This window comes from Streptomyces sp. NPDC101132 (genome assembly GCF_044759225.1).
GTDB lineage: Bacteria > Actinomycetota > Actinomycetes > Streptomycetales > Streptomycetaceae > Streptomyces.
In genome coordinates this window covers 338725-364559 of record NZ_JBIVYX010000006.1, presented here as the reverse complement: position 1 = coordinate 364559, position 25835 = coordinate 338725, and the positions used below count along the sequence as shown (strand labels likewise).

The 25835-nt window shown below is 73.2% G+C and carries 18 protein-coding genes; 11 read left to right on the top strand and 7 right to left on the bottom strand.

Annotation, left to right across the window (positions count from 1 at the left end; genetic code table 11):
- Positions 1 to 80: 80 nt before the first annotated feature.
- From ACIQUR_RS16930 to ACIQUR_RS16915, 4 genes are all read left to right on the top strand, one after another.
- Entirely contained in the window at positions 81 to 572 is a 492-nt protein-coding gene (locus ACIQUR_RS16930; RefSeq protein WP_403664676.1) for an SseB family protein, read from the top strand.
- 189 nt (positions 573 to 761) lie between these two features.
- Positions 762 to 1721: a DUF5937 family protein gene (locus ACIQUR_RS16925; protein WP_403664674.1), complete on the top strand. Its 960-nt coding sequence runs from the start codon at positions 762 to 764 to the stop codon at positions 1719 to 1721.
- Between the two features lie 263 nt (positions 1722 to 1984).
- On the top strand, positions 1985 to 2131 hold the full coding sequence (locus ACIQUR_RS16920) for a hypothetical protein (protein WP_403664672.1): 147 nt from the start codon (positions 1985 to 1987) through the stop codon (positions 2129 to 2131).
- Positions 2132 to 2304: 173 nt separating this feature from the next.
- Complete coding sequence (locus tag ACIQUR_RS16915) at positions 2305 to 3303, top strand: pirin family protein (protein WP_403664670.1); 999 nt, start codon at positions 2305 to 2307, stop codon at positions 3301 to 3303.
- Between the two features lie 101 nt (positions 3304 to 3404).
- On the opposite strand, the gene ACIQUR_RS16910 is transcribed toward ACIQUR_RS16915, so the two are convergent.
- Together ACIQUR_RS16910 and ACIQUR_RS16905 are read right to left on the bottom strand one after the other, a co-directional pair.
- A complete protein-coding gene (locus tag ACIQUR_RS16910; RefSeq protein ID WP_403664668.1) occupies positions 3405 to 4472 on the bottom strand; it encodes an AI-2E family transporter in 1068 nt (355 codons plus the stop codon).
- 23 nt (positions 4473 to 4495) lie between these two features.
- On the bottom strand, positions 4496 to 6739 hold the full coding sequence (locus tag ACIQUR_RS16905; RefSeq protein ID WP_403664666.1) for a SpoIIE family protein phosphatase: 2244 nt from the start codon (positions 6737 to 6739) through the stop codon (positions 4496 to 4498).
- Between the two features lie 182 nt (positions 6740 to 6921).
- Here ACIQUR_RS16905 and aspS point away from each other — a divergent pair, with 182 nt between their 5' ends.
- Positions 6922 to 8739 carry an aspartate--tRNA ligase gene (gene aspS / locus ACIQUR_RS16900; RefSeq protein ID WP_403664664.1) on the top strand — a complete coding sequence of 606 codons (1818 nt, stop codon included), beginning with the start codon at positions 6922 to 6924 and terminating at the stop codon, positions 8737 to 8739.
- 118 nt (positions 8740 to 8857) lie between these two features.
- On the opposite strand, the gene ACIQUR_RS16895 is transcribed toward aspS, so the two are convergent.
- The 3 genes from ACIQUR_RS16895 to ACIQUR_RS16885 all read right to left on the bottom strand — a co-directional run bounded on the left by ACIQUR_RS16895 (position 8858) and on the right by ACIQUR_RS16885 (position 15217).
- Positions 8858 to 11422: an FG-GAP-like repeat-containing protein gene (locus ACIQUR_RS16895; RefSeq protein WP_403664662.1), complete on the bottom strand. Its 2565-nt coding sequence runs from the start codon at positions 11420 to 11422 to the stop codon at positions 8858 to 8860.
- Positions 11423 to 11601: 179 nt separating this feature from the next.
- A complete protein-coding gene (locus ACIQUR_RS16890) occupies positions 11602 to 14121 on the bottom strand; it encodes an FG-GAP repeat domain-containing protein (protein ID WP_403664660.1) in 2520 nt (839 codons plus the stop codon).
- 109 nt (positions 14122 to 14230) lie between these two features.
- A complete protein-coding gene (locus ACIQUR_RS16885; protein ID WP_403664658.1) occupies positions 14231 to 15217 on the bottom strand; it encodes a LuxR C-terminal-related transcriptional regulator in 987 nt (328 codons plus the stop codon).
- Positions 15218 to 15500: 283 nt separating this feature from the next.
- Between ACIQUR_RS16885 and ACIQUR_RS16880 the strand changes: the two genes are divergently transcribed.
- The 5 genes from ACIQUR_RS16880 (at position 15501) to ACIQUR_RS16860 (ending at position 20588) form a co-directional block, all read left to right on the top strand.
- Positions 15501 to 15707, top strand: a complete 207-nt coding sequence (locus tag ACIQUR_RS16880; RefSeq protein ID WP_403664656.1) for a hypothetical protein — start codon at positions 15501 to 15503, stop codon at positions 15705 to 15707.
- 11 nt (positions 15708 to 15718) lie between these two features.
- A complete protein-coding gene (locus tag ACIQUR_RS16875) occupies positions 15719 to 15988 on the top strand; it encodes a hypothetical protein (RefSeq protein ID WP_403664654.1) in 270 nt (89 codons plus the stop codon).
- Between the two features lie 300 nt (positions 15989 to 16288).
- On the top strand, positions 16289 to 17632 hold the full coding sequence (locus ACIQUR_RS16870) for an FG-GAP repeat domain-containing protein (protein ID WP_403664653.1): 1344 nt from the start codon (positions 16289 to 16291) through the stop codon (positions 17630 to 17632).
- Positions 17633 to 17784: 152 nt separating this feature from the next.
- Positions 17785 to 18936, top strand: a complete 1152-nt coding sequence (locus ACIQUR_RS16865) for a transglycosylase family protein (protein WP_403664651.1) — start codon at positions 17785 to 17787, stop codon at positions 18934 to 18936.
- On the top strand, positions 18933 to 20588 hold the full coding sequence (locus ACIQUR_RS16860) for an endonuclease/exonuclease/phosphatase family protein (RefSeq protein ID WP_403664649.1): 1656 nt from the start codon (positions 18933 to 18935) through the stop codon (positions 20586 to 20588). The genes ACIQUR_RS16865 and ACIQUR_RS16860 overlap by 4 nt, the downstream gene beginning before the upstream one ends.
- Before the next feature lie 89 nt (positions 20589 to 20677).
- Here the strand turns inward: ACIQUR_RS16860 and ACIQUR_RS16855 are convergent, their stop codons facing one another.
- Entirely contained in the window at positions 20678 to 22114 is a 1437-nt protein-coding gene (locus ACIQUR_RS16855) for a VWA domain-containing protein (RefSeq protein ID WP_403664647.1), read from the bottom strand.
- A gap of 309 nt (positions 22115 to 22423) precedes the next feature.
- On the opposite strand from ACIQUR_RS16855, the gene ACIQUR_RS16850 reads away from it, so the two are divergent.
- Positions 22424 to 24529, top strand: coding sequence for a PhoX family protein (locus ACIQUR_RS16850; protein WP_403664645.1), 2106 nt, complete (start codon positions 22424 to 22426; stop codon positions 24527 to 24529).
- Positions 24530 to 24582: 53 nt separating this feature from the next.
- Here ACIQUR_RS16850 and ACIQUR_RS16845 read toward each other — a convergent pair whose 3' ends face one another.
- Positions 24583 to 25824, bottom strand: coding sequence for a sensor histidine kinase (locus ACIQUR_RS16845; RefSeq protein WP_403664643.1), 1242 nt, complete (start codon positions 25822 to 25824; stop codon positions 24583 to 24585).
- Positions 25825 to 25835 lie beyond the last annotated feature (11 nt).

Sequence of the window (25835 nt, the reverse complement as noted above, 5' to 3'; positions counted from 1 at the left end):
AAGTAGCTACGATGATGCTACCCACCGGTAATAAGAAGCAACCCCTATCGGGCCATCTGTGACTCGTTACTCTTTGGGCCATGTACGGCTACGACCAGAACGTGCCGGGCCAGCAGCAGTACGCGGCCCCTCAGTCCCCGCCGCAGATGGCCCAGCAGATGCCGGGGCAGATGGCCGGCGGGTACGCCGAGCAGCCGCTGTACCCCGAGCCCTCGCCGCCGTCGCTCGCCGACGCCGTACGCGCCTTCACCACGGGCCAGCTCGCGGCCGAGGACTTCCAGCAGATCTTCGCGACCTCCAAGGTCTACTGCCCCCGCGGTGACAACCCCGGCTTCCTCGCGCTGCACAACACCCAGCAGCCGGTGATCCCCATGTTCACCACCCTCAAGGAGCTCCGCCGGTACGCCGGCAAGGAGTCCAAGTACTTCGTCATCACCGGCGCCGAGGTGATCGACCTGCTGCCCACCGGCTACGGCTTCGTCCTCGACATGGAGGGCGACCACCGGATGGTCTTCGACGCGAAGGCCGTGGAGCAGATGGTCGACTACGCGATGCGCCGCATGTACGGCTAGCCGCATGTGCGGGTAGCCCTCCGGGCCGCACCGTGCGCGGCCGGGCGGCGGGTGGCCGAGGTCCGACGGGTCGCTGTTGTCCTCCACGTCGAAGAGTTCCATCATGGCCGCCAGGACGGCGGCGGACCCGGCGGGGCGGCCCGGACGGCCGCCGGGCCGCGGGCGCGCGGCGGGGACCGAGGGGGGCTCATGCTGCGGGTGCACTTCACTGCCGAGGACCTGCTCGGCGTCACGTTCGCGCCCGAGCCGTACCCGCTGGTCGAGCTGGCCCTGGCGCTGGTCGCCTGGCAGCGCACCGACCAGCAGGCCGTCTTCGGCCGCTGGCGCGGCCGGCTGGGCCGCGAGCTGCCCGCCCGGGTCCGCCCGCTCTTCGACCTGCTCGGCCCCGACGGCGACAACCCCTCCTTCGTCGAGCCGCCCACCCACGACTTCGAGGAGGGCCTGGAACGGGTCCGCGCGGCCGCCGGGACGCTCACCCCCGAGGCCCTGCGGCGCACGGCCGGCCGCGCGCCCGGCACCCCCTCCTGGCTGCGCTCCCTGTGGGGCCGTGACGCGGACGCCTGGGACGACCTGGAGCGGGCGCTGCGGGCGGCCCACGACGCCGTGCTCGCGCCGCACTGGGCCCGCGTCCGGCAGTCCTTCCGGGCGGACGTGGCCTGGCGCACCCGGCTGATGGCCACCCACGGCATCCGGGCCGCGCTCGCCAGCACCCACACCGCCGCCCGCTGGCACGGCACCGCCTTCGAGGTCGGCCTGCCCCCGGACTACGAGGTACGGCTGGACGGGCGCGGTCTGACGCTGATGCCCTCCGCCTTCTGGACCGGGCGCCCGCTGCTGGCGGCCGAGGGCGACGGCCCGCCGCTGCTCCTGTACCCGGCCATGACCCCGCTCCCGCTGGCCGCGGCGGAACCCGCGCAGGGGGCGCTGGACGCGCTGCTCGGCCGTACCCGGGCCGCCGTGCTGCAGTCCCTGGTCCAGCAGCGCACCACCAGCGAACTCGCCCGCGACCTGGACATCAGCCTGCCCTCGGTCTCCGAGCACACCCGCACCCTGCGGGCGGCCGGCCTGATCACCACCGAGCGCGACGGCAAGGCGGTCCTGCACTCGGTCACCGGCCTGGGCGTGGACCTCCTGCACAGCGGCACCTGACCCCGGCGGCACCCGGCCCCGACGGCAGCACCCGGCCCCGGCGGCACCCGACCCCCGCCCCCCGCCGCCCGGCCTCGCTTCGGCCAGGACCGAAACCATCGCGGCCCCGCCGCCGCCGGCCGGAAGATCGGTGTGCCGGGGGAGTTCGGGGGAACCCCCGGCCCGCCCGCCCGGGCCCCTCCGACGCACGGGGGCCCGGGCGGGTGAAGGGGCACGGGGGATCCAACGGGGGAGCCCCCGCCCGTCGACCGGAGGAGGCAGGGATGACGCGCACGTCGATCCGCGCGAAGGCGGCCGCACTGGTGGCCGTGGTGGCGCTGGCCCTGGGGGTCGGAGTGGTCTCGGCGGGCGGGGCGGCCGCCGCGCCGGCCCACCTGTGCCGCGACACCAACCCGGCCTGCAACACCTGACCGCAGGCCTGCTGACCCGGCCGGCCGAGTCCAGGCACCCCACTGCCTGCCGCAAGAGGTCCAGGTCAGCGCCCAGAATGGCCCCGGAGGAAATTCCTCCGGGGCCATTCGGGTTGCAGGGATGGCAGAAAGTTCGAGTTTCAACTAAACTCGAGGCAGAAGGAGGCCGGACCATGCCTGCAGTGACTGTTGAGAACCCGTTGACGCTTCCCCGCGTCGCCGAGCCCGGACAGGGGACGGAGGCGCGGCGCGTGCTGGCCGTGACCACCGCGCCCGGTGGATTCGAGGGCGAGGGCTTCCCGGTGCGCCGTGCCTTCGCCGGGATCAACTACCGCCACCTCGACCCGTTCATCATGATGGACCAGATGGGGGAGGTGGAGTACGCGCCCGGCGAGCCCAAGGGCACGCCCTGGCACCCCCACCGCGGCTTCGAGACCGTCACCTACCTGATCGACGGCACGTTCGTGCACCAGGACAGCAACGGCGGCGGCGGAGTCATCAACGGCGGCGACACCCAGTGGATGACCGCCGGGGCCGGACTGCTGCACATCGAGGCCCCGCCGGAGTCCCTCGTCGTCAGCGGCGGGCTCTTCCACGGCCTCCAGCTGTGGGTGAACCTCCCCGCCTCGGACAAGATGATGCCCCCGCGCTACCAGGACATCGGCGGCGGCAAGGTCAAGCTGCTCAGCACCCCCGACGGCGGCGCGCTGCTCCGCGTGATCGCGGGCGAGCTCGACGGCCACCAGGGCCCGGGCATCACCCACACCCCGATCACGATGATCCACGCCACCGTCACCCCGGGCGCGCAGCTCACGCTGCCCTGGCGCGAGGACTTCAACGCCCTCGCGTACGTGCTGGCCGGCCGCGGCACCGTCGGCACGGACCGGCGCCCGATCCACACCGGCCAGACGGCCGTGTTCGGCGAGGGCGGCTCGATCACGCTGCGGGCCGACGAGAACCAGGACTCCAACGCCCCGGACCTGGAGGTCGTCCTGCTCGGCGGCCGCCCGATCCGCGAGCCGATGGCGCACTACGGCCCGTTCGTGATGAACAGCCGCGCCGAACTCCAGCAGGCCTTCGACGACTTCCAGGCCGGGCGCCTGGGCGTCATCCCCACCACCGCCCGCACCGGCCTCGGCCACCGCGGCACGGGTGAGGCCGACGAGGACTGACGTCCCGCGGGATCGGCGCAGGACGGAACGGAACGCAACGCAACGGAGCCGGCCGCACGCGGAAGCGTGCGGCCGGCTCCTGTCGTGCACGGCCCGACGGGTCACCCGGCCTCGTCGGGCACCGGTCCGGGCGTGTTCGTGTACCGCGCCCGCAGTTCCGAGATGACGCCGAAGGCCGCGGCGGTCAGCGGGACGGCCAACAGCATGCCGAGGATGCCCGCGACGCTCGCCCCCGCGGTGATGGCCAGCATGACCACCGCCGGGTGCATCTGGACCGTACGGCTCTGCACCACCGGCTGGAGCACGTTGCCCTCGATGACCTGGACCGCCAGCACCACGCCCAGGGTCCACAGCGCGACCACCCAGCCCCGGTCGGCGAAGGCCACGAGCACCGCGATGGCGCCCGAGAGGAAGGCGCCGAGGTAGGGGATGTAGGCCGTCACGAAGACCAGCGCGCCCAGGCCCACCGCGCCCGGCACCTTGAGGACCAGCAGACCGATGGTGATGAGCACGCCGTCGATCGCGGCGATGAAGGTGGTGCCGCGCATGAAGCCCTCGACGGCGTCGAAGGCGCGCCGGCCCATCGCCTCGATCAGGTCGCCCGAGTGGCTGGGCACCAGGGAGCGCAGGCCGGCCGCCGCGCGGTGGGAGTCGCGCAGGAAGAAGAAGATCAGGAGCATCGCGAGCAGGGCGGTCGCGAACATCTGCCCGACCACGCTGAGGCCCGTGATGACGCCGGAGGCAGCGGTGCCGCCGAACTTCGAGAGCAGCTCCCGCGAGTTCTTGGCCAGGTCGGACAGCGAGGTGCCGGCCGCCCCGAAGTGCTCGCGGAGGTCCTCGCCGGCCTTGCGCAGGGACAGGACGATCTGGTCGCCGGTCTCGATCAGCGCCAGCACGACCACGTACGTCGCGCCGCCGACCACGGCGACCACCGCGAGGCAGGTCAGCGCGGCGGCGAGGGAACGGTTCACCCGCATCCGGATCAGCCGCCCGTGCATCGGCCGGAGCAGGGCCGCGCCGAGGACGGCGAGCAGCACGGGGGTGACGGCCGCCTTGAAGGTGATGCACAGCCAGACCACGACCGCGGCCACGCCGGTGACGAGGAGGAAGACGGCGCACCAGGCGGCGACGCGGCGCACGGGGTCGGGGAGCAGGGGACTGTTCGGCATCCCGTCATCCAACCACGGTGCGTTCAGGGGCGGTCGGGGCCCGCGTCCGTCGTCGCCCTCGTCATCGCGTCGGTTGCCCCGTCCGTCGGCGCGCCCGTCATCCCGTCCGCCGACGCGTCCTCGGCCGGCTTCGAGCGCTCGTACAGCTCGAACCAGATCGACTTGCCCTCGCCGCGCGGGTCCACGCCCCAGGTGTCGGCCAGCATCTCCGTCAGCAGCACGCCCCGCCCGCTGCTCGCCATCTCGCCGGGCTGGCGCTTGTGGGGGAGTTCGTCGCTGCCGTCGGCGACCTCCACGCGCAGCCGCCGGGCGCCGAGTTCGCCGCTGGCCTCGGCCAGCAGCATCGCGTCGCCGTCGGTGTGCATCAGCACGTTGGTGAGCATCTCGGAGACCATCAGCACCGCCGAGTCCACCTGCTCCGCGTCCGCCCAGTCGTGCAGCAGCTCCCGGATCTGCCGGCGCGCGCCCGCGATGCGCTCGGGCTCGGCCTGCGCCACCGTCAGCATGGTGCGGCGGGCCGGCCGGGACGGGTGCGTGACGGAGTCGCCGCAGCCGCAGCCGGGGCCCTCGCGGCACAGCAGGACCACCGCGATGTCGTCCTCGCGGCGGTCGGCCAGCGGTCCGGTGGTGTGGTGGGAGGACGGGCCGTGCACGGCGGACACCAGCGCGTCCGCGAGCTTGTCGAGGCTCTCCGCCCGGTGCGTCTCGCCCTCCAGGACCTCCCGCAGCCGGGCCCAGCCGGTGTCGAGGTCGTGTCCGCCGGTCTCGATCAGGCCGTCGGTGCAGAGCATCATCGTCTCGCCCGGCTCCAGCGTGAACCGGGTGGTCGGGTAGTCCGTGTCCGGGATGATCCCCAGCGGCAGGCCGCCGGCCGTGGACCGCATCAGCACGGTGCCGTCCGTCATCCGGACCGCCGGATCGGGGTGGCCGGCCCGGGCCACCTCCAGCACCCCCGTCTCCGGGTCGCACTCGACGTACAGGCAGGTGGCGAAGCGCGGGCTGCGGAAGTCGGCGTCGTCGTACGGCTCCGCCTCCTCCTCGGAGGAGGCGTGCAGCCCGGCCAGGAAGCGGGAGGCGCGGGAGAGCACCGCGTCGGGGCGGTGCCCCTCGGAGGCGTACGCGCGCACCGCGATCCGCAGCTGGCCCATCAGCCCGGCCGCGCGTACGTCGTGCCCCTGGACGTCCCCGATGACCAGGGCGAACCGGCCCGAGGGCAGCGGGATCATGTCGTACCAGTCGCCGCCCACCTGGAGGCCGCCGCCGGTGGGCACGTACCGCGCCGCGACCCGCATGCCCGGGATCGACGGGCCCAGGGTGGGCATCATCGACCGCTGCAGGCCGGTGGCCAGCTCCTTCTCCGACTCCGCGACGCCCGCCCGCTGGAGGGCCTGGGCGAGCATCCTGGCCACGGTGGTGAGCACCGAGCGCTCGTCGGGCGAGAAGGAGACCGGGTGCTTGAACGCGGCCATCCAGGCGCCCATGGTCCGGCCGGCCACGATCAGCGGCAGGTAGGCCCAGGAGATCCGTCCGAAGCGCTGGGCCAGCGGCCAGGTCGCGGGGAACCGCCGCTTGTACTCCTCCGGCGTCGGCAGGTAGATCGCCCGCCCGGTGCGTACGACCTCGGCCGCCGGGTAGTCCGTGTCCAGCCGCATGTCGCTGAAGGGGATCTCGTCCCCCGGCAGGTGCCCGTGGTGCCCGATGATCGACAGCCGTTCCCCGGCCACCCCGAAGACGGCCAGCCCGTCCGGGTTGAACCCCGGCATCGAGAGCGAGGCGGCCACCCGCAGCACCTCGGCGGTGGACCTGGCCTCGGCCAGCGCCCGGCCGGCGTCCAGCAGGAAGGCCTCGCGGGAGCGGCGCCAGTCGCCGGTGATGGGGGTGTGGGCGGCGGTGGTGCCCGGCTGCGGCTCGGCGATCTCCTGGATCGTGCCGATCAGCTCGTAGTCCTGGCGGCCCTCGGGCGTGACGTTCACCAGCGGCTTCGAGCGGCTGCGGACGGTGCGCAGCACCCGGCCGTCCTCGTCCATGATGCGCAGCCGGGCCTCGGCGAGGGTGCCCTCGGCGACGGCGAGGTTCACGATGCCGTTGATCTCGTTCCAGTCCACCGGGTGGAAGCGGGAGCGGACGGCGACCTCGGGGAGCTCCACGGGTTCCGCGGGCAGGCCGAGCAGCCGGGCGGCCTCGCCGTCGAGGGTGACCGTCCCGGAGGCGTTGTCCCACCGCCACAGGCCGGTCGCGATCGCGGCCAGGACGTCCTCGGTGCGCATTGATTCATCTTTACAGGTCATCGGCGCGCGCTGCCTGTCGCGGCACCCCCGCGGGGGGCGCCCGACGGGCTCCGCGGCGGCCCGCCGTGCCGGTCGCGCCCGGACGGTAACCTTGGGAGGGTTGAATCACACCCTGCTATCGCGTCGCGAAAGACGCGCTGTCGCGAAGAACTGGATGAACGATGCATCGGTACAGGTCCCACACCTGCGGCGAGCTCCGCGCCTCTGACGTCGGCACCGACGTCCGGCTGAGCGGCTGGCTGCACAATCGTCGAGACCTGGGCGGCATCCTCTTCATCGATCTGCGCGACCACTACGGCATCACGCAGCTCGTCGCCCGTCCCGGCACCGCGGCCGCCGAGGTCCTGGACAAGCTCTCCAAGGAGACCGTGGTCCGGGTCGACGGCAAGGTCGTCTCCCGCGGCGCGGAGAACATCAACCCCGAGCTGCCGACCGGCGAGATCGAGATCGAGGCCGCCGCGGTCGAGGTGCTCGGCGCCGCCGCCCCGCTGCCCTTCACGATCAACACCGACGACGGTGTGAACGAGGAGCGCCGCCTGGAGTACCGCTTCCTCGACCTGCGCCGCGAGCGCATGCACCGCAACATCATGCTGCGCTCCGCCGTCATCGGCGCGATCCGCCACAAGATGGTGTCCCTCGGCTTCAACGAGATGGCGACCCCGATCCTGACCGCGACCTCCCCCGAGGGCGCGCGCGACTTCGTGGTCCCGTCCCGCCTGAACCCGGGCAAGTTCTACGCCCTGCCGCAGGCCCCGCAGCAGTTCAAGCAGCTGCTGATGATCTCCGGCTTCGACCGCTACTTCCAGATCGCGCCCTGCTTCCGCGACGAGGACGCCCGCGCCGACCGCTCGCCGGGCGAGTTCTACCAGCTCGACATCGAGATGTCCTTCGTCGAGCAGGAGGACGTCTTCCAGCCCGTCGAGAAGCTGATGACCGAGCTCTTCGAGGAGTTCGGCGGCGGCCGCCACGTCAGCTCCCCGTTCCCGCGCATCCCGTTCCGCGAGTCGATGCTCAAGTACGGCAACGACAAGCCGGACCTGCGCACCTCGCTGGAGCTCGTCGACATCACCGACGTCTTCGAGAACTCCGAGTTCAAGGCCTTCGCGGGCAAGCACGTCCGTGCCCTGGCGGTGCCGGACACGGGCGACCAGCCGCGCAAGTTCTTCGACGGCCTGGGCGACTTCGCCGTCTCCCTGGGCGCCAAGGGCCTGGCCTGGGTCCGCGTGGGCGAGGGCAACGCCCTCACCGGCCCGATCGCCAAGTTCCTCACCGAGGAGAACGTCAAGGTCCTCACCGAGCGCCTGGGCCTGGTCCCCGGCCACGCCGTGTTCTTCGGCGCCGGCGAGTTCGACGAGGTCTCCAAGATCATGGGCCCGGTCCGGGTCGAGGCCGCCAAGCGCGCGGCCCAGTTCGAGGAGGGCGTCTTCCGCTTCGCGTGGATCGTCGACTTCCCGATGTACGAGAAGGACGAGGAGACCGGCAAGATCGACTTCTCGCACAACCCCTTCTCGATGCCGCAGGGCGGCCTGGAGGCCCTGGAGACCCAGGACCCGCTGGACGTCCTCGGCTGGCAGTACGACATCGTCTGCAACGGCATCGAGCTCTCCTCCGGCGCCATCCGGAACCACGAGCCCGAGATCATGTTCAAGGCCTTCGAGATCGCCGGCTACTCCAAGGAGACCGTCGAGACCGAGTTCGCGGGCATGCTGCGCGCCTTCCAGTACGGCGCCCCGCCGCACGGCGGCATCGCCCCGGGCGTGGACCGCATCGTGATGCTGCTGGCCGACGAGCCGAACATCCGCGAGACCATCGCCTTCCCGCTCAACGGCAACGCCCAGGACCTGATGATGGGCGCGCCGACGGAGCTGGAGGAGGCCCGCCTGCGCGAGCTGAACATCGCCCTGCGCAAGCCGGTCGAGAAGAAGGCCACCGGCGACCGCCCGGTCTCCGAGGCCGTCCACCCGGACGCCGCGCGCTAGTCGTACCGGTCGCACCGGTCGTACCGGTCGTACGAAGGGGCCCGGGATCCGCTCAGGATCCCGGGCCCCTTCGGCTTGCCCGGGGGCCGTACGTCCGTACGGCCCCCGGCACGTCCTGCTAGACCAGGCCGCCGTAGACCTGCCAGCCGGTGGCGATCTTCACGCCGGCGCCGAGGGCGCCGTTGGCGGTGCCGTGGTGGCGCCAGATGTTGCCGGAGGTGTCGCGGGCGAGCAGGTCGTCCTTGCCGTCGCCGTTGAAGTCGCCGGCCGAGACCACGGAGTTGTACGAGACGCCCCACTTGGCGCCGATGTAGTCCGGGTTCGAGAAGGTGCCGTTGCCCTGGCCGTACATCCGGTAGGCGTTGTTGTTGGCGTCCTGCAGCAGCAGGTCGCCCTTGCCGTCGCCGTTCAGGTCGCCGGCGCCGACGACCTTCTTGTACTGCTTGTACGCGCCGGGGAGCTGGACCCGCGGGGCGAGGATGCCGTCGCCGGTGCGGGCGTACAGGTACAGGTGACCGGTGGAGGCGTTCCGGGCGACCAGGTCCGGGCGGCCGTCGCCGGTGACGTCGGTGGTGGACGTCAGGACGTCGTACTGGTTCCAGCCGCCGCCGATCAGGCGGCTGGTGGTGGTCGGCGTGGGCAGCTTGCCGCAGGCCGGGGTGTAACGGCGCAGCTCGCCCTTGGCGTTGCGGACCAGGAAGTCGTTGCAGCGGTCGCCGCTCATGTCCTTGACCGGCACCACGCGGATGCCGGCGGGCCAGCCGTAGCCGGTGGCCGAGCCCTTGAACGCACCGGTGGCGCGGTCGCCGAAGATGGACCGGATGCCGCCGTTGGCGGTCGTCACGACGGCGTCGCCGAAGCCGTCCGGGGTGCCCGAGGCGCTGCCGAAGTCGCGGTAGACCGCGCCGCCGCCGGTGATGGTGGCGTTCCCGGAGGCGAGGGTGACCTCGGTGGTCTGGCCCCCGGCGATGCCCTTGAGGGTCCACTTCACCGGGCCGTTCGGGGCGACGGAGCCGGAGGTGGTGCGGCCGTTCCAGCCGGGCGCGATCCTGTCGGTGCTGGTGACGCCCTTGAGCTCCTTCAGCAGGTTGCCGCGCAGGTCGGTGACCGTCAGCGTGTAGTTGCTGGAGGAGTGGTTGACGGTCCAGACCGCCGCCCAGGGCTTGCTGCCGGTGATCGTCCCGGCGAGCGGGATCGTCGCGGGGACGGTCGAGGAGACCACCTTCAGCGGCGGGACGTACACGGTCGTGTACGCGTACCAGAGGTACTCGGTGCTGCCGGTCTCGCCCGACCAGATCGCGACGGCGTCGCCCTTGCCGTCGACGGTGACCTGTCCCCGGGCCCAGTCGGCCTGGGAGCCCTTGATCGCGCTGCTCGCGGACCAGGTGTCGCCGGTCAGGGCGGCCTGGAACAGCTCGCGGCCGGTGCCGTCCGCCTGCTCCTGCGTCCACAGCACGCGGACGGTCCCGTCGGTGCCCGTGGCCACGTCGAACTGCTCGGGGACGTACTGCGTGGAGAGCTTCTTCACGGGGGACCAGGCACCGGTGCCGTGGTCCAGGGTGGTGGTGCGGGTGGCGAAGGAGTCCCCGTCCTGGTAGCCGACCCAGACCGCGGTCAGGTCGCCGTCGGGCTCCAGGACGGTCTCGGGGGTGCCGGTGTTCCCGCCGACGGCGAACGGCTTCGCCTCGGTCCAGCCGGTGGCCGGGTCGGCGGAGAGGGCCGTGTGGATGGTCGAGTCGCCCGTCTCGGGGTCGGACGAGGTCCAGGTCAGCGACACCTGCCCGGCGGCGAGCTGCCCGGAGGAGGTGGACAGCCGGGGGAAGCCGAGGGACCGGCTGGAGGTGGCGGCCGGAACGGGCTTGCTCCAGGAGGTCGCGTCGGCCGCGCGGACCGACGTACGGATGCTGCTGCCGCCGCCGGTCTCGGGGTCGGTGTTGCTCTGGCGGTAGGCGACGACGGCCGTGCCGTCGGCCTTCACGGTCACGCGGGGGCCGTCGACGCCGGTGTCGCCGTCCGCGGCGGTGGTGCTGATCTGGACCGGCGCGGACCAGGTGCCGGCCGCGGACCGGGTGGCCGCCCAGGCCTCCCGGTGGCCGGCGCCCAGCGGGCGGGCGGTCCACACGGCGGTCACCGCGCCGTTGGGGGCGGCCGCCAGGTCCAGGTCGGCCGGGTGGCTGCCCGCCTCCTCGTCCACGAGGGGCTGCGGGGCGGACCAGGTGTCGCCGTCGATGTTCTGCGTCGCGGTCATGATCCGGCCGGCGGTGAGGGCCTCGTTGCCCGGACCCGTGTCGTCCGGGAACTCCATCCACATCGCGACGGCCCGGTTGCCGGCGACGGTCAGGCGGGCGCTCTCCCAGCCGGCCTCGGTGGGCGTGGTCGCGAGCAGCCGCGGGGCCGTCCAGTTGGCGCCGGCCGGGCGGCGGGCCGCGTACAGCTTCCACTCGGTGGTGCCGGGGAGGCGCCAGTGCCACAGGGCGACGGCCGAGCCGTCCGGCGTGCTGATCAGGTCCAGCGGGCTGGTGGTCGCGTTGGTGCCGTTGACCTTCCAGGCCTGTGACCAGGGGGCGAGGTCGGCGGCGACGGCCGGGGCCGAGGCCAGCACCGGGGCGGCGCCGGCGACGGCGGCCAGGGCCACGAACGTGGCCAGCGAGCGCCGGGAGCGGACGGAAAAGGAGCGACGCATGGGTTCCCCGTGAACGAAGTCGATTGGTTTCGCACAGGAGACCCGCCAGGTCCCCGCGGGGTTGTACGCCGCGGGGACCTTTTTCGCCGACGGTTTCCGGCCGGTTCGGACCGGACTACCGGACCCGCGGGCCCGGGCCCGCAGGACCGGACCCTCCGGACCGGACCCTCCGGACCGGACTAGAACAGCCCGGAGTAGACCTGCCAGCCGGTGGCGATCTGGACGCGGGAGGCGAAGGTGCCCTTGCCGGTGCCGGAGTGGCGCCAGATGGTGCCGGACGTGTCGCGGGAGATCAGGTCGGCCCGGCCGTCGCCGTTCAGGTCGCCCGCGGCGACCAGGGCGTTGGTGGTGGTGCCCCAATCGGTGGCGATCTTCACCGGGGCGGCGAACCTGCCGCCGCCCAGGCCGTTCATGCGCCACAGCTCGTTGCCGGTGTCGTGCAGGACCAGGTCGCCGTGGCCGTCGCCGTTCAGGTCCCCGGCCCCCAGGACCTTCTTGTACGCCTTGTACGCGCCCGGGATCTGCACCCGGGCGGCGAAGACGCCGGTGCTCAGCCGCTCGTACAGGTACAGCGCACCGGTGGAGGCGTTGCGGGCGACGAGGTCCGCGCGGCGGTCGCCGGTGACGTCGCCGGGGGAGGTCAGGACGTCGTACTGGTTCCAGCCGGTGCCGATCGGCTTGTTCGTGGTGCTCGGGGTGACCGTCTTGCCGCAGGCCGGGGTGTACCGGCGCAGCTCGCCTGCGGAGTTGCGGACCAGCAGGTCGTTGCACCGGTCGCCGTTCATGTCGCCGATGGGCACCGGGCGGATGCCGGCGGGCCAGCCGTAGCCGGTGGCGGTGCCGTTGAACCTGCCGGTGGCGCGGTCGCCGTAGACGGACCGGATGCCGCCGTTGGTGGTGAGCACGAGGGCGTCGCCGGTGCCGTCGGGGGTGGCGGAGGCGCTGCCGTGGTCGCGGGCGCCGGGGGTGCCGCCGGTGACCGTGAGGGTGCCGGTGGCGAGGGTGGCGGGGGTGGCGGCGCCCGCCGTGGTGGCCTTGAGGGTCCACTTCAGCGGGCCGTTGGCGGCGTAGCGTCCGGCCGCGTCCAGGCCGTTCCACACCGGGGCGATCCTGGTGGTCCGTGTCCCGTCGGTGAGGGTGCGGGCGACCGCGCCCGCCGGGTCGGTGAGGGTCAGGGTCCAGCCGGAGACCGGCCGGTCCAGGTCCCAGACCGGCTTCCAGACCGGGGTGGTGGAGCCGGTGACGCCGGTGAGGGAGGCGGTGGCGGGCACCGTCGAGGTGACCACCCCGGCCTGCGGCAGGCTGCGCGCGGCCCACAGGGCGGTGCCGGACCAGGCGGCGGTGGCGACGCCGTCGGCGCCGACCGCGACCTCGGCGTCGAAGGCGGCGGCGGTCCCGTTCTGCAGCGGGGCCGCCGGGGTCCAGCCGCCGCCGGTCCTGGCGGCCTGCACGAGCTGTTCGCCGCCGTCGGCCGTCTGCTGGCCCCAGACGACGTGGACGCTGCCGTCCTTGCCGACCGCGCCGTCGTAGCCCTTGGGCACCGGTCCGGTGGACAGGGCCTGGGGTTCGGACCAGGCGCTCGCGCCGGCGGGCCGGGAGACGGTGAGGGTGCTGCCGCCGTTCGGGTCCTTCCGCCAGACCAGGGAGATCGCGCCGCCCGGGCCGACCAGCGGGTCCGGCAGGACGTCGACGCCGTCGGACAGGGCCGCCTGCGTGAGGGTCCAGCCCGCGGCCGCGTCCTTGGTGGTCGAGACGAGCAGCGGCTTGCCGGCCGTCATGTCGCCCGTCAGACCGGACCAGGTCATGGCGACGGTGCCGTCGGCACCCGCGGCCAGCCGGGGGACGGCGGTGGACTGCTTGAGGGGGCCGGTGTGGCCGACCGGGGTGCCCCACGCGGTGCCGCCGGCGGGGCGCACGACGGTGTGGACCTGCTCGGTGCCGGCCCCGGAGAGCACCTGCGAGAAGGCGATCACGGTGTTGCCCGCGGCGTCCACGGCGACCTCGCCGCCGTACGCGTCCTCGCCGCCCGCCTCCGGCGCCCTGCTCACGCGTACGGCCGGAGACCAGGTGCCGTCGGCGGCCCGGGTGGCGGTGCGGATCTCCATCAGCTCGGCGGTCAGGGGACGGTCGCTCCACACGGCGGTGACCGTGCCGTCGGCCGCGGCCGTCAGGTCCATGCCGACCGTTTCGCGCTGTGCGTCCAGGCCCATCACGGTGGTGGGCTCCGACCAGGTGCCCCCGGAGAGCACGGCGCTCATGATCCGGGCGGCCGGCTTGGTGCGGTCCTCCGGGTCGTCGGTGGCGTCCGGGTACTCCGTCCACACCGCGACGACCGCGTCGCCCGCGGCCACCAGCTTCGCCGCGCCCGTGGCGGTGGGGGTCACGGCCAGCGGAGCGGCCGCCGCCCACACGTCGCCGCCGGCCGGCCGCACGGCCGCGTACAGCACGCGCTCCGTACCGGTCTCGGTCGCCCTCCGCTGGTTCCACAGCGCGACGGCCGAGCCGTCGGACGAGACGACCAGGTCCTGGACGTCGGTGACCGCGTCCGCCCCGGTGACCTTGGCACCGGCGGTCCACGGCTGCGGCCCGGCGGCGAGGGCCGTACCCGCGGTGAGGACGGGCGCGACGCCCGCCACTGCGGCCAGGGCCACGAAGGTCGCCAGCGAACGCCGCGAGCGGACAGAGAAGGAGTGGCGCATGTTCTCCCCGTGACGGAAGTTGATTGGTTTCGCACAGGAGACACACGACGGCCCCGCGGGGTTGTACGCCGCGGGGCCGTCGTTCGCCGGGAGTTGGCGGGCGGTGCGCTCAGAGCCAGCCGCGCTGGGCGGCCTTGAGGCCCGCCTCGAAGCGGCTGCCCGCGTCCAGGCGTTCCATGAGGGCGGACATCTGGCGGCGGACGGTGCGCAGCGAGACGCCGAGGCGCTTGCCGGCGGCCTCGTCGGTCAGGCCGGAGGCGAGCAGCTTCAGCAGTTCCAGCTCGGCCGGGGACGGGCCGTCCCCGTCGCCGCGGCCGCGGGTGTCGGCGCCCAGCGGGACGGCCGCTTCCCAGGTCTGCTCGAAGAGGGCGATCAGGGAGCTGACGATGCCCGGCGTGCTGGTGCACAGGGCGCCGAGCCTGCTGTTGGTGGGGTCGATCGGGACCAGCGCGGTCGTCCGGTCGAAGATCAGCATCCGGGGCGGGACGACCGGGCTGGTGCGGATCTCCCCGCCCAGTTCGGTGATCCAGCGCGCGTAGGCCCGGGTGGGCGGGTCGTTGCGGGCGGAGTCCTGGTGGATGACCCGCAGGCTGATGCCGCGGGCCAGCGCGTCCTCGTCCAGCGGGCGCGAGGCGTCCAGGCTGGCCTGGGACTGGGCGCCGGGCTGGATGGCCAGGCACTCGTGGCGCAGGTCCCGGGCGAGCGTCTCCAGCCTCCGCTGGATCGCGTCCAGGCCCATGAGCCGTTCGGCGCCGTCCACCTCGGTCCCGGTGCGCAGTCCGGAGAAGCTGGCGACGGCCCGGGCCATCGCCTCCTTGCCGGCCGCCAGCTCCTGCTGGCGGCGCACCAGCTCGGCCTCCTGCCGGCGCAGGATCAGTTCCAGGCCGACGTCCGGGGTGAGCGCCCGGAGGAGGCCGGGCACGTCGCGCGACGGCTGCAGCAGTTCCAGGTCGATGAGCCGGTCCAGCCCGTCCCGTACCTCGGTCTCGGTCAGTCCGAGCAGCTCGCACAACTCGGCGACGCCGGCGCCCGGCTGCTCCAGCAGGCCTCGGTAGACGGACTCCGCCGAGGCTCCCAGACCCAGCACTTCCAGCATGTTTTCCCCACCCCCGGGTCCTCGGCGCGCATCCGGGTGCCCGCCGTGATCTTGATCGTCCCCCGGGCCCATCGTCGGCATACGGCCACCGATCCGCAAGGCGGTTCGGGTGAGGTGGCACCTCCGTGCCAGCCCTCTTGGTGCCACCCCGAATGCCTTCCGGAGGGTTCCGGACCCCTGCAGGATGGTGATCACCGAGAGGGCGGCGGGACACCGGAAACGGCCCAACGCCTCGGGAGAAGAAGCCAAGTTGACGGTAAAGTCTGCACCTCAGGGGGATCCGATGTCCATGTCCAAGCACCTCGCCACCGCCGCTCTCACCGTCCTGCTCGCCGCCGCCGGCCTCGGCGCGGCCCAGGGGGTCATCGGGTGGGATTCCGCCACGCCCGGCGCGGTCGCGTCCGGCAAGCCCGTCATCGGCTGGGACTCGTCCCCGGCCGGTTCGACGGCGGTCGCCGGCGGCGGTGCGGGTGTGATCGGCTGGGACTGACCCTCATGCACATGGTCACGGCGCTGCTGCTCGGTGCGGCGGACGTGGACGGCAGCCGGAAGCGCGCCGACCTCGTCCAGGACCTGCTCTGGGCCCACACGGAACCCGCCGACCACCTCGAACACATCCGGGTACGGCCCCACTGGGTCGGTCTGGAGGCGGTGTTCCTGCTGAGCAGTGCCTACGGGGCCGCTGTCCCGTGCGGAGCGCTCGCGCTCCTCGGCCGCGCCTCCGCCCCGCTCGCCGCGCAGGGGTACACCCCCATGCGACCGGTGGAGTGACGGGCACCCACCTCCCCGCGGCCGCAGGCCGCCGACCGGCGCGCTGACGCCCCGGTCCCCTCGCACCGGCTCCGTCCCGGTGCGGTTCTCCCCCTCTCCCTGAACGCGGGTCACGGCCTTCCCGGCGCCGCCCGGTTCCTCCGGCGCGCCCGACCGCGTGCCGGCCGGCGCCGCGGTGCGCGCTGCCCGGAAGCGCCCGGACCCGCCGGCCCCGGCGCCGGTCCGCCCCGCGTCACCTCGACGTGCACCACCTCACCTCACCTCACCTCACCTCGACATCCTCACCAGGAGATCTCTGTCATGTCCATGACCTTCTCGACCCGTCGTGTCGCCTCCGCCGCCGCCGTTGCCGCCTCGCTCGGCGCCCTGGCCCTCGGCGGTCTGTCCCCGGCCCAGGCCGCGAGCCCCGCGGCGGCCCCGGCGGCCGTGAGCGCGGTGACCGCCACCTCGACCGTCGGCAGCCAGATCACCCGTCAGGAGATCCTGGAGCGCGCCCAGTTCTGGGTGGACAACGCCGTCCCGTACAACCAGGGGGCCACGGCCAAGGACCCGCAGGGCCGCTACTACCGGACCGACTGCTCCGGCCTGGTCTCGATGGCCTGGCACCTCAACACCAGTGCGGTCACCTGGACGCTGCCCGACTACTCCACCAAGCTCTCCAGCTACGACCAGCTGCTGCCCGGCGACGCGTTGAACAACGTCAACGCCCACGTCGTCCTCTTCGACAAGTGGGTCGACTCCTCCCACACCGAGATGTGGATCTACGAGCACGCCCGCCCGGGCACCAACGCCCGCCACATCAAGGTCACCCGCAGCTACATGCAGGGCGAGGGCATGTCCGCGTACCGCTACAACAAGGTCGCGGAATCCCCGGCCACGGTGAAGGACACCGGCATGACCGACGTGACCGCGGTCGGCGACATCACGGGCGACGGCGTCGGCGACGTGATAGCCGTCGACTCCGCCACCGGCGACCTCTACCGCTACTCGGGCCCGAACTTCACCGGCGGGGCCGCCCGCGTCAAGATCGGCACCAACTGGGACACCATGGGCACGATCGTCGGTGTCGGCGACCAGAACGGCGACGGCAAGGGCGACATCATCGCCGTCGAGAACTCCACCGGCGACCTGTACCGCTACTACGGCCCGTCCTACAGCGGCTCGAACCGCGTGAAGGTCGGCACCAACTGGGACTCGATGCACGGCATCGCCTCGGTCGGCGACATCACCGGCGACGGCAAGGGCGACATCATCGCGGTCGAGACCGCCACCGGAAACCTGTACCGCTACTCCGGCCCGTCGTACGGCGGCAGCACCCGCGTCCAGATCGGCACCGGCTGGAACATCTACTCCACCATCGTCGGCGTCGGGAACATCACGGGCGACGGCAAGGCGGACATCGTCGCGGTCGAGACCTCGACGGGCAACCTGTACCGCTACTCGGGCCCGAACTTCAACGGCGGCACCCGCGTCCAGATCGGCACCAACTGGGACTCGATGATCAACCTCACGGGCCCCGGCGACCTCGACAAGGACGGCGTCCCGGACCTCCTCGCGGTCAACGCCTCCACCGGCAACCTGTACCGCTACTCCGGCCCCGGCTTCACCGGCTCCAGCGCGGTCCAGATCGGCGTCAAGTGGTAGTCCCCGGCGCCTGATCCGACAGGCGGCACCCCGGAAGGCACCGCCTTCCCCGCACGGCGGGGCCGGCCCCCGGCCCCGCCGTGCCCTCCCGGGTCCCCGACGACCCGCACGACTCCCCGCCCTGACGCCCCGACACCAGAGGTGCCCCAGCGATGTCCGTCCTCACCCGCAACAGGTCCGCCCTGCTCGCCCTCGTGGCCGCCCCGGTCGCCGCGCTCACCCTCCCCCTGCTCACCGCGGCCCCCGCCTCGGCCGCCTCCGTGGCCACCTGGGACAAGGTCGCCCAGTGCGAGAGCAGCGGGAACTGGTCCATCAACACCGGCAACGGCTACTACGGCGGCCTGCAGTTCTCGAAGTCCACCTGGGACGCCTTCGGCGGCACGGCGTACGCCTCGTACGCCCACCAGGCCACCAAGGAGCAGCAGATACGCATCGGCGAGAAGGTCCTCGCCGAGCAGGGCGAGGGCGCCTGGCCGCACTGCGGTCCGGCCGCGGGCCTCGGCTCCGACCACGCCGACCCGTACCCGGCCGAACCCGAGCTGCCCCAGGCCAAGATGAACAACCTCACGGGCGTCGGGGACCTGAACGGCGACGGCAAGGGCGAGCTGGTGGCCGTCGACGCCGCCACCGGCGACCTGTACCGCTACCAGGGCCCGGGCTACGGCGGCGGCAGCCGCGTGAAGATCGGCTTCGGCTGGAACGCGTACTCGGACATCGTCGGGGTCGGGGACGTCACCGGCGACGGCAAGGGCGACCTGGTCGCGGTCGACAAGAACAACGGCGACCTCTACCGCTACTCGGGCCCCAACTACAACGGCGGCACCAAGGTCAAGATCGGCACCAACTGGGACTCGATGACGAACATCGCCGCCGTCGGCGACGTCACGGGCGACGGCAAGGGCGACATCGTCGCGGTCGAGAAGGCCACCGGGAACCTGTACCGCTACGCCGGACCGTCCTTCGGCGGCGGCTCCCGCGTGCAGATCGGCACCGGCTGGAACATCTACTCCACCGTCGTCGGCGTCGACGACGTGACCGGTGACGGCACGGCCGACCTGGTCGCGGTCGAGAAGGCCACCGGCGACCTGTACCGCTACTCGGGCCCGAACTTCGTCGGCGGCGCGGCCCGCGTCAAGGTCGGCACCAACTGGGACACCATGCGCGGCCTCGCCGGCGTGGGCGACGTTACCGGCGACGGCAAGGGCGACCTGGTCGCGGTCAACGCCTCCACGGGCAACCTGTACCGCTACTCCGGCCCGTCCTTCACCGGCGGCGGCGCGGTCCAGATCGGTACGAACTGGTGAGCCGCCGCACCGCGTCCGCCTGGACCGCCCTCGGTTCGGCCGTACTCGCCCTCACCGCGGCCGTCGGCCTGGCCGCCCCCGCCCAGGCGGACACGGTCGGCTCGGCCACCGCACCGCCGCTGCGCTTCGTCAGCTACAACATCTGCGGCAACATGTGCGTCGGCGCCGACCACGACAACGCGAAGCGGATCGACAGCGTCGTCGCCCAGGCCGCCGTCGGCACCTGGAACGCCGACCAGATCTTCCTCCAGGAGGTCTGCCGGCCGCAGTACGACGAGATCCTCTCCCGCCTGGCGCCGCTCGGCTTCAAGGGCCACTACACGCCCACGGTCTCCGGGAAGGCGACCGTCTGCGGCGGCGCCGACTACGGCAACGCCGTCCTGGTGAAGGGGCCGGTCACGGCCACCGCCGACCTCGACCTGACGGTCGGCGGAGAGGCGGAGCCGATCAAGATCCCCTGCGTCAGGAACTACATCCAGAGCCGGGCCAACTGGGCCTGCTCCGTCCACCTCTACTGGGACGACGGCACACTCGCCGCCCCGGAGGCGGAGAAGCTCGCGGCGCAGGCCGAGGCGTGGCAGGCCCAGGGCATCCCCGTGGTGCTGGGCGGCGACTTCAACCACACGCCCCGCACGACCTCCCTGCGGCCCTTCTACGACAGGACCATCGGCGACGCCGCCGAGGGGACCTTCGTGGAGGCCGACGAGACCGACACGGAGTTCTTCGACCCGGCGGCCTGCACGCCGGGGACGCAGACCCGCTGCCGGTCCGGCGAGACCACCCGCCTGGACAAGAAGCTCGACTACGTGTTCTTCAGCCGGGCCCACTTCAAGACCCCCAAGGGCGACGCCCTGCCGCTCGACCCCGCGGTCTCCGACCACCGGATGGTGCGCGGCGCGGCCTCCTGGGCCGACTGCGGCGCCTTCGCCCCGGCCACCGGCGCGCTGTTCCGCCGCGACGCCTCGGGCGCCCTCTTCCGGTACACGGGCAAGGGCGACGGCACCCTCTCCGGCGCCTGCAAGACCGGCACCGGCTGGGCGGGGATGCGCCAGGTGGCCCGCCCCACGGGCGGCACCACCCTGGCCGCCCTGGACGCGGGCGGTGTCCTGTGGCACTACCCGGCGGACGCGGCCGGCACGTACTCGGGCTCCACCCGGGTCCAGGCGGCCACCGGCTGGGGCGCGTACGACCGGCTCGTCGCGCCCGGCGACACCAACGGGGACGGCCGCGCCGACCTGATCACCCGCGACACGGCGGGCGACCTGTGGCTGCACGCCGGCACCGGTGCGCACTCCTACGCGGCGCCCGTCCGGATCGGCACCGGCTGGGCCGGGTACGAGGCCCTGCTGAGCCCCGGGGACTTCTCCGGCGACGGGCGGCCCGACCTGCTGGCCCGCGACGCCGCCGGCGACCTGTGGCTGTTCCGCGGCACCGGACAGGGCGGGTACGAGGCCCGGGTCAGGATCGGCACCAACTGGGACGTCTACACCGCCCTCACCTCGCCCGGCGACGTGACCGGCGACGGCCGCGCCGACCTGCTCGGCCGCGACGCGGCCGGCGACCTGTACTTCTACAAGGGCGACGGGGCGGGCGGCTACGCGCCCCGCGTCCGGACCGGCAGCGGCTACCCGGCCGGGGAGCTGCTCTTCTAGGACCACTTGGTGAGGTGGAAAACGCGCAGGGCCCGGAACCGTCGAGGTCGGTTCCGGGCCCTGCGCCGTGCCGGGGGCGTCCTGCCGGATCAGCGCAGGAAGTCGCCCAGGATGCCCTTGACCAGCGCGGCGGAGGTCAGCTCCCGGGGCTCGGGGCCCGCGTGGAAGAAGCCGGCGTTGTCCGCGTCCGCTTCGAGCTTGCGCAGGAAGTCGAAGGCCTTGTTGTCGTGGTCGCCGAAGGCCACGAACTGCCAGTGGACGTTCTTCGCGGAGCTCGCCGCGTCCGCCACGGCCTGGCGGGCGGGCTGCTTGGCGTCCGGGGCGCCGTCGGTCTGGAAGACGACCAGGGTGGGCACGTCGGAGCCGCCGACGTGCTCCAGGACCTGCTCGACGGCCCGGTGGTAGCTGGTGCGGCCCATGCGGCCGAGGCCCGCGTGGGTCTCGTCCACGGTCGCGTGGTTGGCGGGGGTGAGGTCGTGGGTGCCGTCGATGTCCGTGGAGAAGAACACGGTGTGCACGGTGGCGTCCTCGTCCAGGTGCGCGGCGAGGGCGACGGCGTGGTCGGCGAGGTACTGGGCGCTGCCGTCCTTGTAGAACGGGCGCATCGACCCGGAGCGGTCCAGCACCAGGTACACCTTGGCGCGGGCACCCGCGGCACCACGGCCGCGCAGCACGCTGCCGGCGGCCTTGTAGGGGTCGGCGAGCTCCTTGGACGCGGCCCGCACCTGCGCGAGGGTCCGCGCGGGCCCCTCGACGACCTCGGCCCCGGCGGCCGGCGGCTCGGCCTCGGCGACGGGCTCGGGCTCCGCGGTTTCGGCGGCCACCGGCTCGGCCTCGACCGCGGGCTCCGCCTCGGCGACCGGCTCGGGCTCGGCTTCCGCGACCGGCTCGGGCTCGGCCTGGGCGACCGGCTCGGGCTCGGCTTCCACGACCGGCTCCGATGCGGCCTCGGCGGCGACCGGCTCGGCCTCCACGACCGGCTCGGGCTCGGCGGCCACCGGCTGCTCGGCCTCGGCAGTGACGGGCTCTGCTTCGGCCACCGGGGCCTCCGCCTCCACGGCCGGCTCGGCCTCGGCGGTGACGGGCTCTGCTTCGGCGACCGGCTCGGGGTCGGCCTCCGCCACGGGGGCCTCCGCCTCAGGCGCGGGCTCGGCGGCGGGCTCGGGCTCCGCGACCTCGGCGGGAGCGGACCCGGCAGCGGCCGGCGCCGGGGATTCGCGCCGGGCCTCCGGGACGGTGGCGTCCGCCGGGGGCGTGACGCCGAGCGAGGCGCGCTGCTCCGGGGCGCCCACCGGCACCGGGTCGGAGTCGCGCGGGGCGGACTGGGAGGGGACGGTGGGGTTGTCGAAGGACGCCGCGACGAGTTCCGCGGCGGCGTCCAGGGGGGCCAGGGGCGCCTTGTCCGAGGCCGGGGACTGGGCCGGGACCATCGGTTCGGCTCGCTCCGGCTGATCGGTACCCGTGGCGGTGACGGACTCCGCACGCTCGCGGCCGAACACCTTGCGCAACAAACTCCGAATACCCATGAGCGAGGCCTTTCGCATGAGCTGGGGGTGCGATGTTTGTCCGTACTGCGGGGGAATTGGCGAAAGATCCCTGACCAGAGTGGACACGTAAGGTTATCGGGACCGCTCCCCGTAACAAGGGAGGGGAGGCCCCACGCGCCCGTCCCGGGGTCCGCCGGAGTGAACTTCCGCCCCTTCGTGCCGGATTCACCCACCGTTCATCCGCACGCCGCCGCCGTGGCGCAACTGCCTCCTACCGTCGCGGCTGGATTCGTTCCGACACGATGTCGGCGCAGGGAAGCGTCGCCGTGTATTCACCGGAGGACATACGTGCGCAAGCTCCTGCCGCTCATCAGCACCCCGCACGCGGGTGGCCGCTCGGCGCTCACCTGCCGCTTCCGCTGTGGTGACGCCTGCTTCCACGAGGTGCCGAACACCAGCGACAACGAGTACGTCGGCGACGTCATAGCCGGTGCGCTCTCGCGCCGCTCGATGCTCCGCGCCGCCGCCGTCGTGACCGTCGCCACCGCCGCCGGCACCACCGCCGTCGTCGGCCAGGGCGCGACCCCGGCCGTGGCCGCCGAGGGTGCCGCCGCCGGCGCCGGGGCCGCCGCCACCGCCGTGGACGCCGGTGCCGCCCGGGGCCTGCGCTTCGCCCCCGTCGCGCCCAACACCGACGACAAGGTCACCGTCCCCGCCGGCTACGAGCAGGGCGTCGTGATCCGCTGGGGCGACCCGATCCTGCGCGGTGCCCCGGCCTTCGACGAGAAGAACCAGACCGCCGCCGCCCAGGCCGGCCAGTTCGGCTACAACAACGACTTCCTCGCGCTCCTCCCGCTGGACGACGCGTACGCGCGCCGCCAGGTCCTCGTCGCGAACCACGAGTACACCGACGAGGTCCTGATGTTCGCGAACTACGACGCGAACAACCCGACCCGCGAGCAGGTCGAGATCGCCTGGGCCGCGCACGGCCTCGGCGTCGTCGTGGTCCAGGAGGACCACCGCAGCGGCAAGCTCACCCCGGTCCGCCGCCACGAGCTGAACCGCCGCCTCACCGCCACCAGCGAGTTCCGCCTGACCGGCCCGGTGGCCGGCAGCGACCTGGTGAAGACCTCCGCCGACCCGACCGGCACCAAGGTGCTCGGCACGCTGAACAACTGCTCCGGCGGCACCACCCCGTGGGGCACCACCCTCCACGGCGAGGAGAACTTCAACCAGTACTTCGCCAACGGCGGCGCCGTGACCGAGCCCGTCCAGGCCGCCCGCCTGAAGCGCTACGGCATCGGCGGTGCCGCCTCCGAGCGCAAGTGGGAGCGCTTCGACAAGCGCTTCGACGTGCTCCAGGAGCCCAACGAGGTCAACCGCTTCGGCTACGTCGTCGAGCTCGACCCGTACGACCCGACGTCGACCCCGCGCAAGCACACCGCGCTCGGCCGCTTCAAGCACGAGGGTGCCCAGCCGCGCCTGACCGAGGACGGCCGCCCGGTCGTCTACTCCGGTGACGACGAGCGCTTCGACTACTTCTACAAGTTCGTCTCCAGCAAGCGGATGAAGAAGGGCAAGTCCCGCGCCGCCCGCGAGCACAACCTGACCCTCCTCGACGAGGGCACCCTGTACGTCGCCAAGCTCACCGGCGACTCCCCGGCCGCCCAGATCGACGGCACCGGAAAGCTTCCGAACGACGGCGAGTTCGACGGCACCGGCGTGTGGATCCCGCTGGCCACCGCCACCGCCGACGGCGCCGTCTCGCACGTCGAGGGCATGACCGCGGAAGAGGTCTTCGTCTTCACGCGCCAGGCCGGCGACAAGGTGGGCGCCACGAAGATGGACCGCCCCGAGGACATCGAGCCGTCCCCGCGCACCGGCCGCGTCTACGTCGCGCTGACCAACAACAAGGACCGCGGTGCCGCGGGCAAGGCCGCCGCCGACGAGGCCAACCCGCGCAACGCCAACAAGCACGGGCAGATCCTGGAGCTCGCGGAGAACTGGAACGACCCGGCCTCGGACGGCTTCGCCTGGCGCCTGTTCCTGGTCGCCGGCGACCCGAACGACCCGGCCACCTACTTCGCGGGCTTCCCGAAGGAGAAGGTCAGCCCGATCTCCTGCCCGGACAACGTGGCCTTCGACTCGCACGGCAACCTGTGGATCTCCACGGACGGCAACCAGCTCGGCTCCCACGACGGCCTGTTCGGCGTGGCCACCCGCGGCGAGCGCCGCGGTGAGCTGAAGCAGTTCCTCACCGTCCCGCGCGGTGCCGAGACCTGCGGCCCGCTGGTCCAGGACCGCCGCGTCCTGGTCGCCGTGCAGCACCCGGGCGAGCTCGACGGGGCCTCCGTCGAGAACCCGATGTCGGTCTGGCCCGACGGACCGGGCAAGATCGTCCGCCCCGCGGTCGTCGCGGTCTGGCGCAAGGACGGCAAGAACATCGGCGTCTGATCCGGTAGTTGAGGGGTGGGCCGGGGTGTGTTTCACGTGAAACACACCCCGGCTCAGCTCCCGTCGGGCGGCACCCGGGCCGGCAGCCGCAGGGTGGTCACCGCGCCGCCGTCCGGTGCGTTGGCGAAGTCCAGCCCGATCTCCAGGACGGCCGCCTGGCCCGCCACGATGGTCAGGCCCAGCCCGTGCCCCTTCCCGCGGCCCGGGTCCCCGGTGCGGAAGCGCTGCGGCCCCCGGTCCACGAGGTCGCTCGGATAGCCCGGCCCGTGGTCGCGGACCTCGACCACCGGACCGGTCACCGTGACCACGACCGGCGGTGCCCCGTGCTTGTGGGCGTTCACGATCAGGTTGACCAGGATCCGGTCGAGCCGCCGCCGGTCGGTGAGCACCACGGCCTCGCGCACCACCCTGACCTCGGCGTCGAGCCGGGAGCCGGCCACGATCCGGGTGACGGTGGCCCCGAGCTGGATCCGCGCCAGGTCCGCCTGCTCGACGCCCGCGTCCAGCCGGGAGATCTCCAGCAGGTCCTCGGTGAGCCCGTGCAGGGCCCGCAGCCGGTCCTGGATCATCTCCTTGGGCCGGCCCTCGGGCAGCAGCCCCGCCGCGGCGATCGAACCGGTCAGCGGGGTGCGCAGCTCGTGCGCCACGTCGGCGGTGAACCTCTTCTCCGCCTCCAGACGGTCCTTCAGCGCCTCGGCCATCGAGTCCAGCGCGACCGCCACGTCCCGCACCTCGTCCCGGTGCCGCCGGGTGCCGTCCGTCGGGAAGCCGGCCCGCGCGTCCAGGTCGCCCTCGGTGATCCGGCGGGCCACCGCCGCGGTCAGTGCCAGCCGGCGGCTGATCCGGTCGGCGAGGAAGAGGCCGGCCAGCGCGACCAGCCCGGCGGCCAGCGCGGCCGAGGCGAGGATGGCGGCGTCGACGGAGTTCAGCCGGTCCCGCGTCTCCCCGTACGGCACCCAGACGGCCAGCGGTCTGCCGTCGGCCGGGGTGGCCGCCCACATCACCGGCTTGCCGCCGGCCGTGCCGACCATGCTTCCGGTCTCCCCGCGCGCGACCAGCTCGGCGAGGTCGCGGGGCAGGTCCGGCGGGTCGAGGGAGCTGTTCACGTCGCCGTGGGTGGTGCCGTACTGATAGTGGCCCATGGCGTGTTCCAGCTTCTCGTCGACCTCCTTGCGCACCTCCCCGGAGATCTGCCGGGCGACGACGTTGTGCACGAGGATCCCGAGGACGGCCGCGACGGCGCAGCACACCGCCGTGGTCGTCGCGGCGATCTTCCAGCGCAGGCTGGTCCACATGGGCCGCCCCG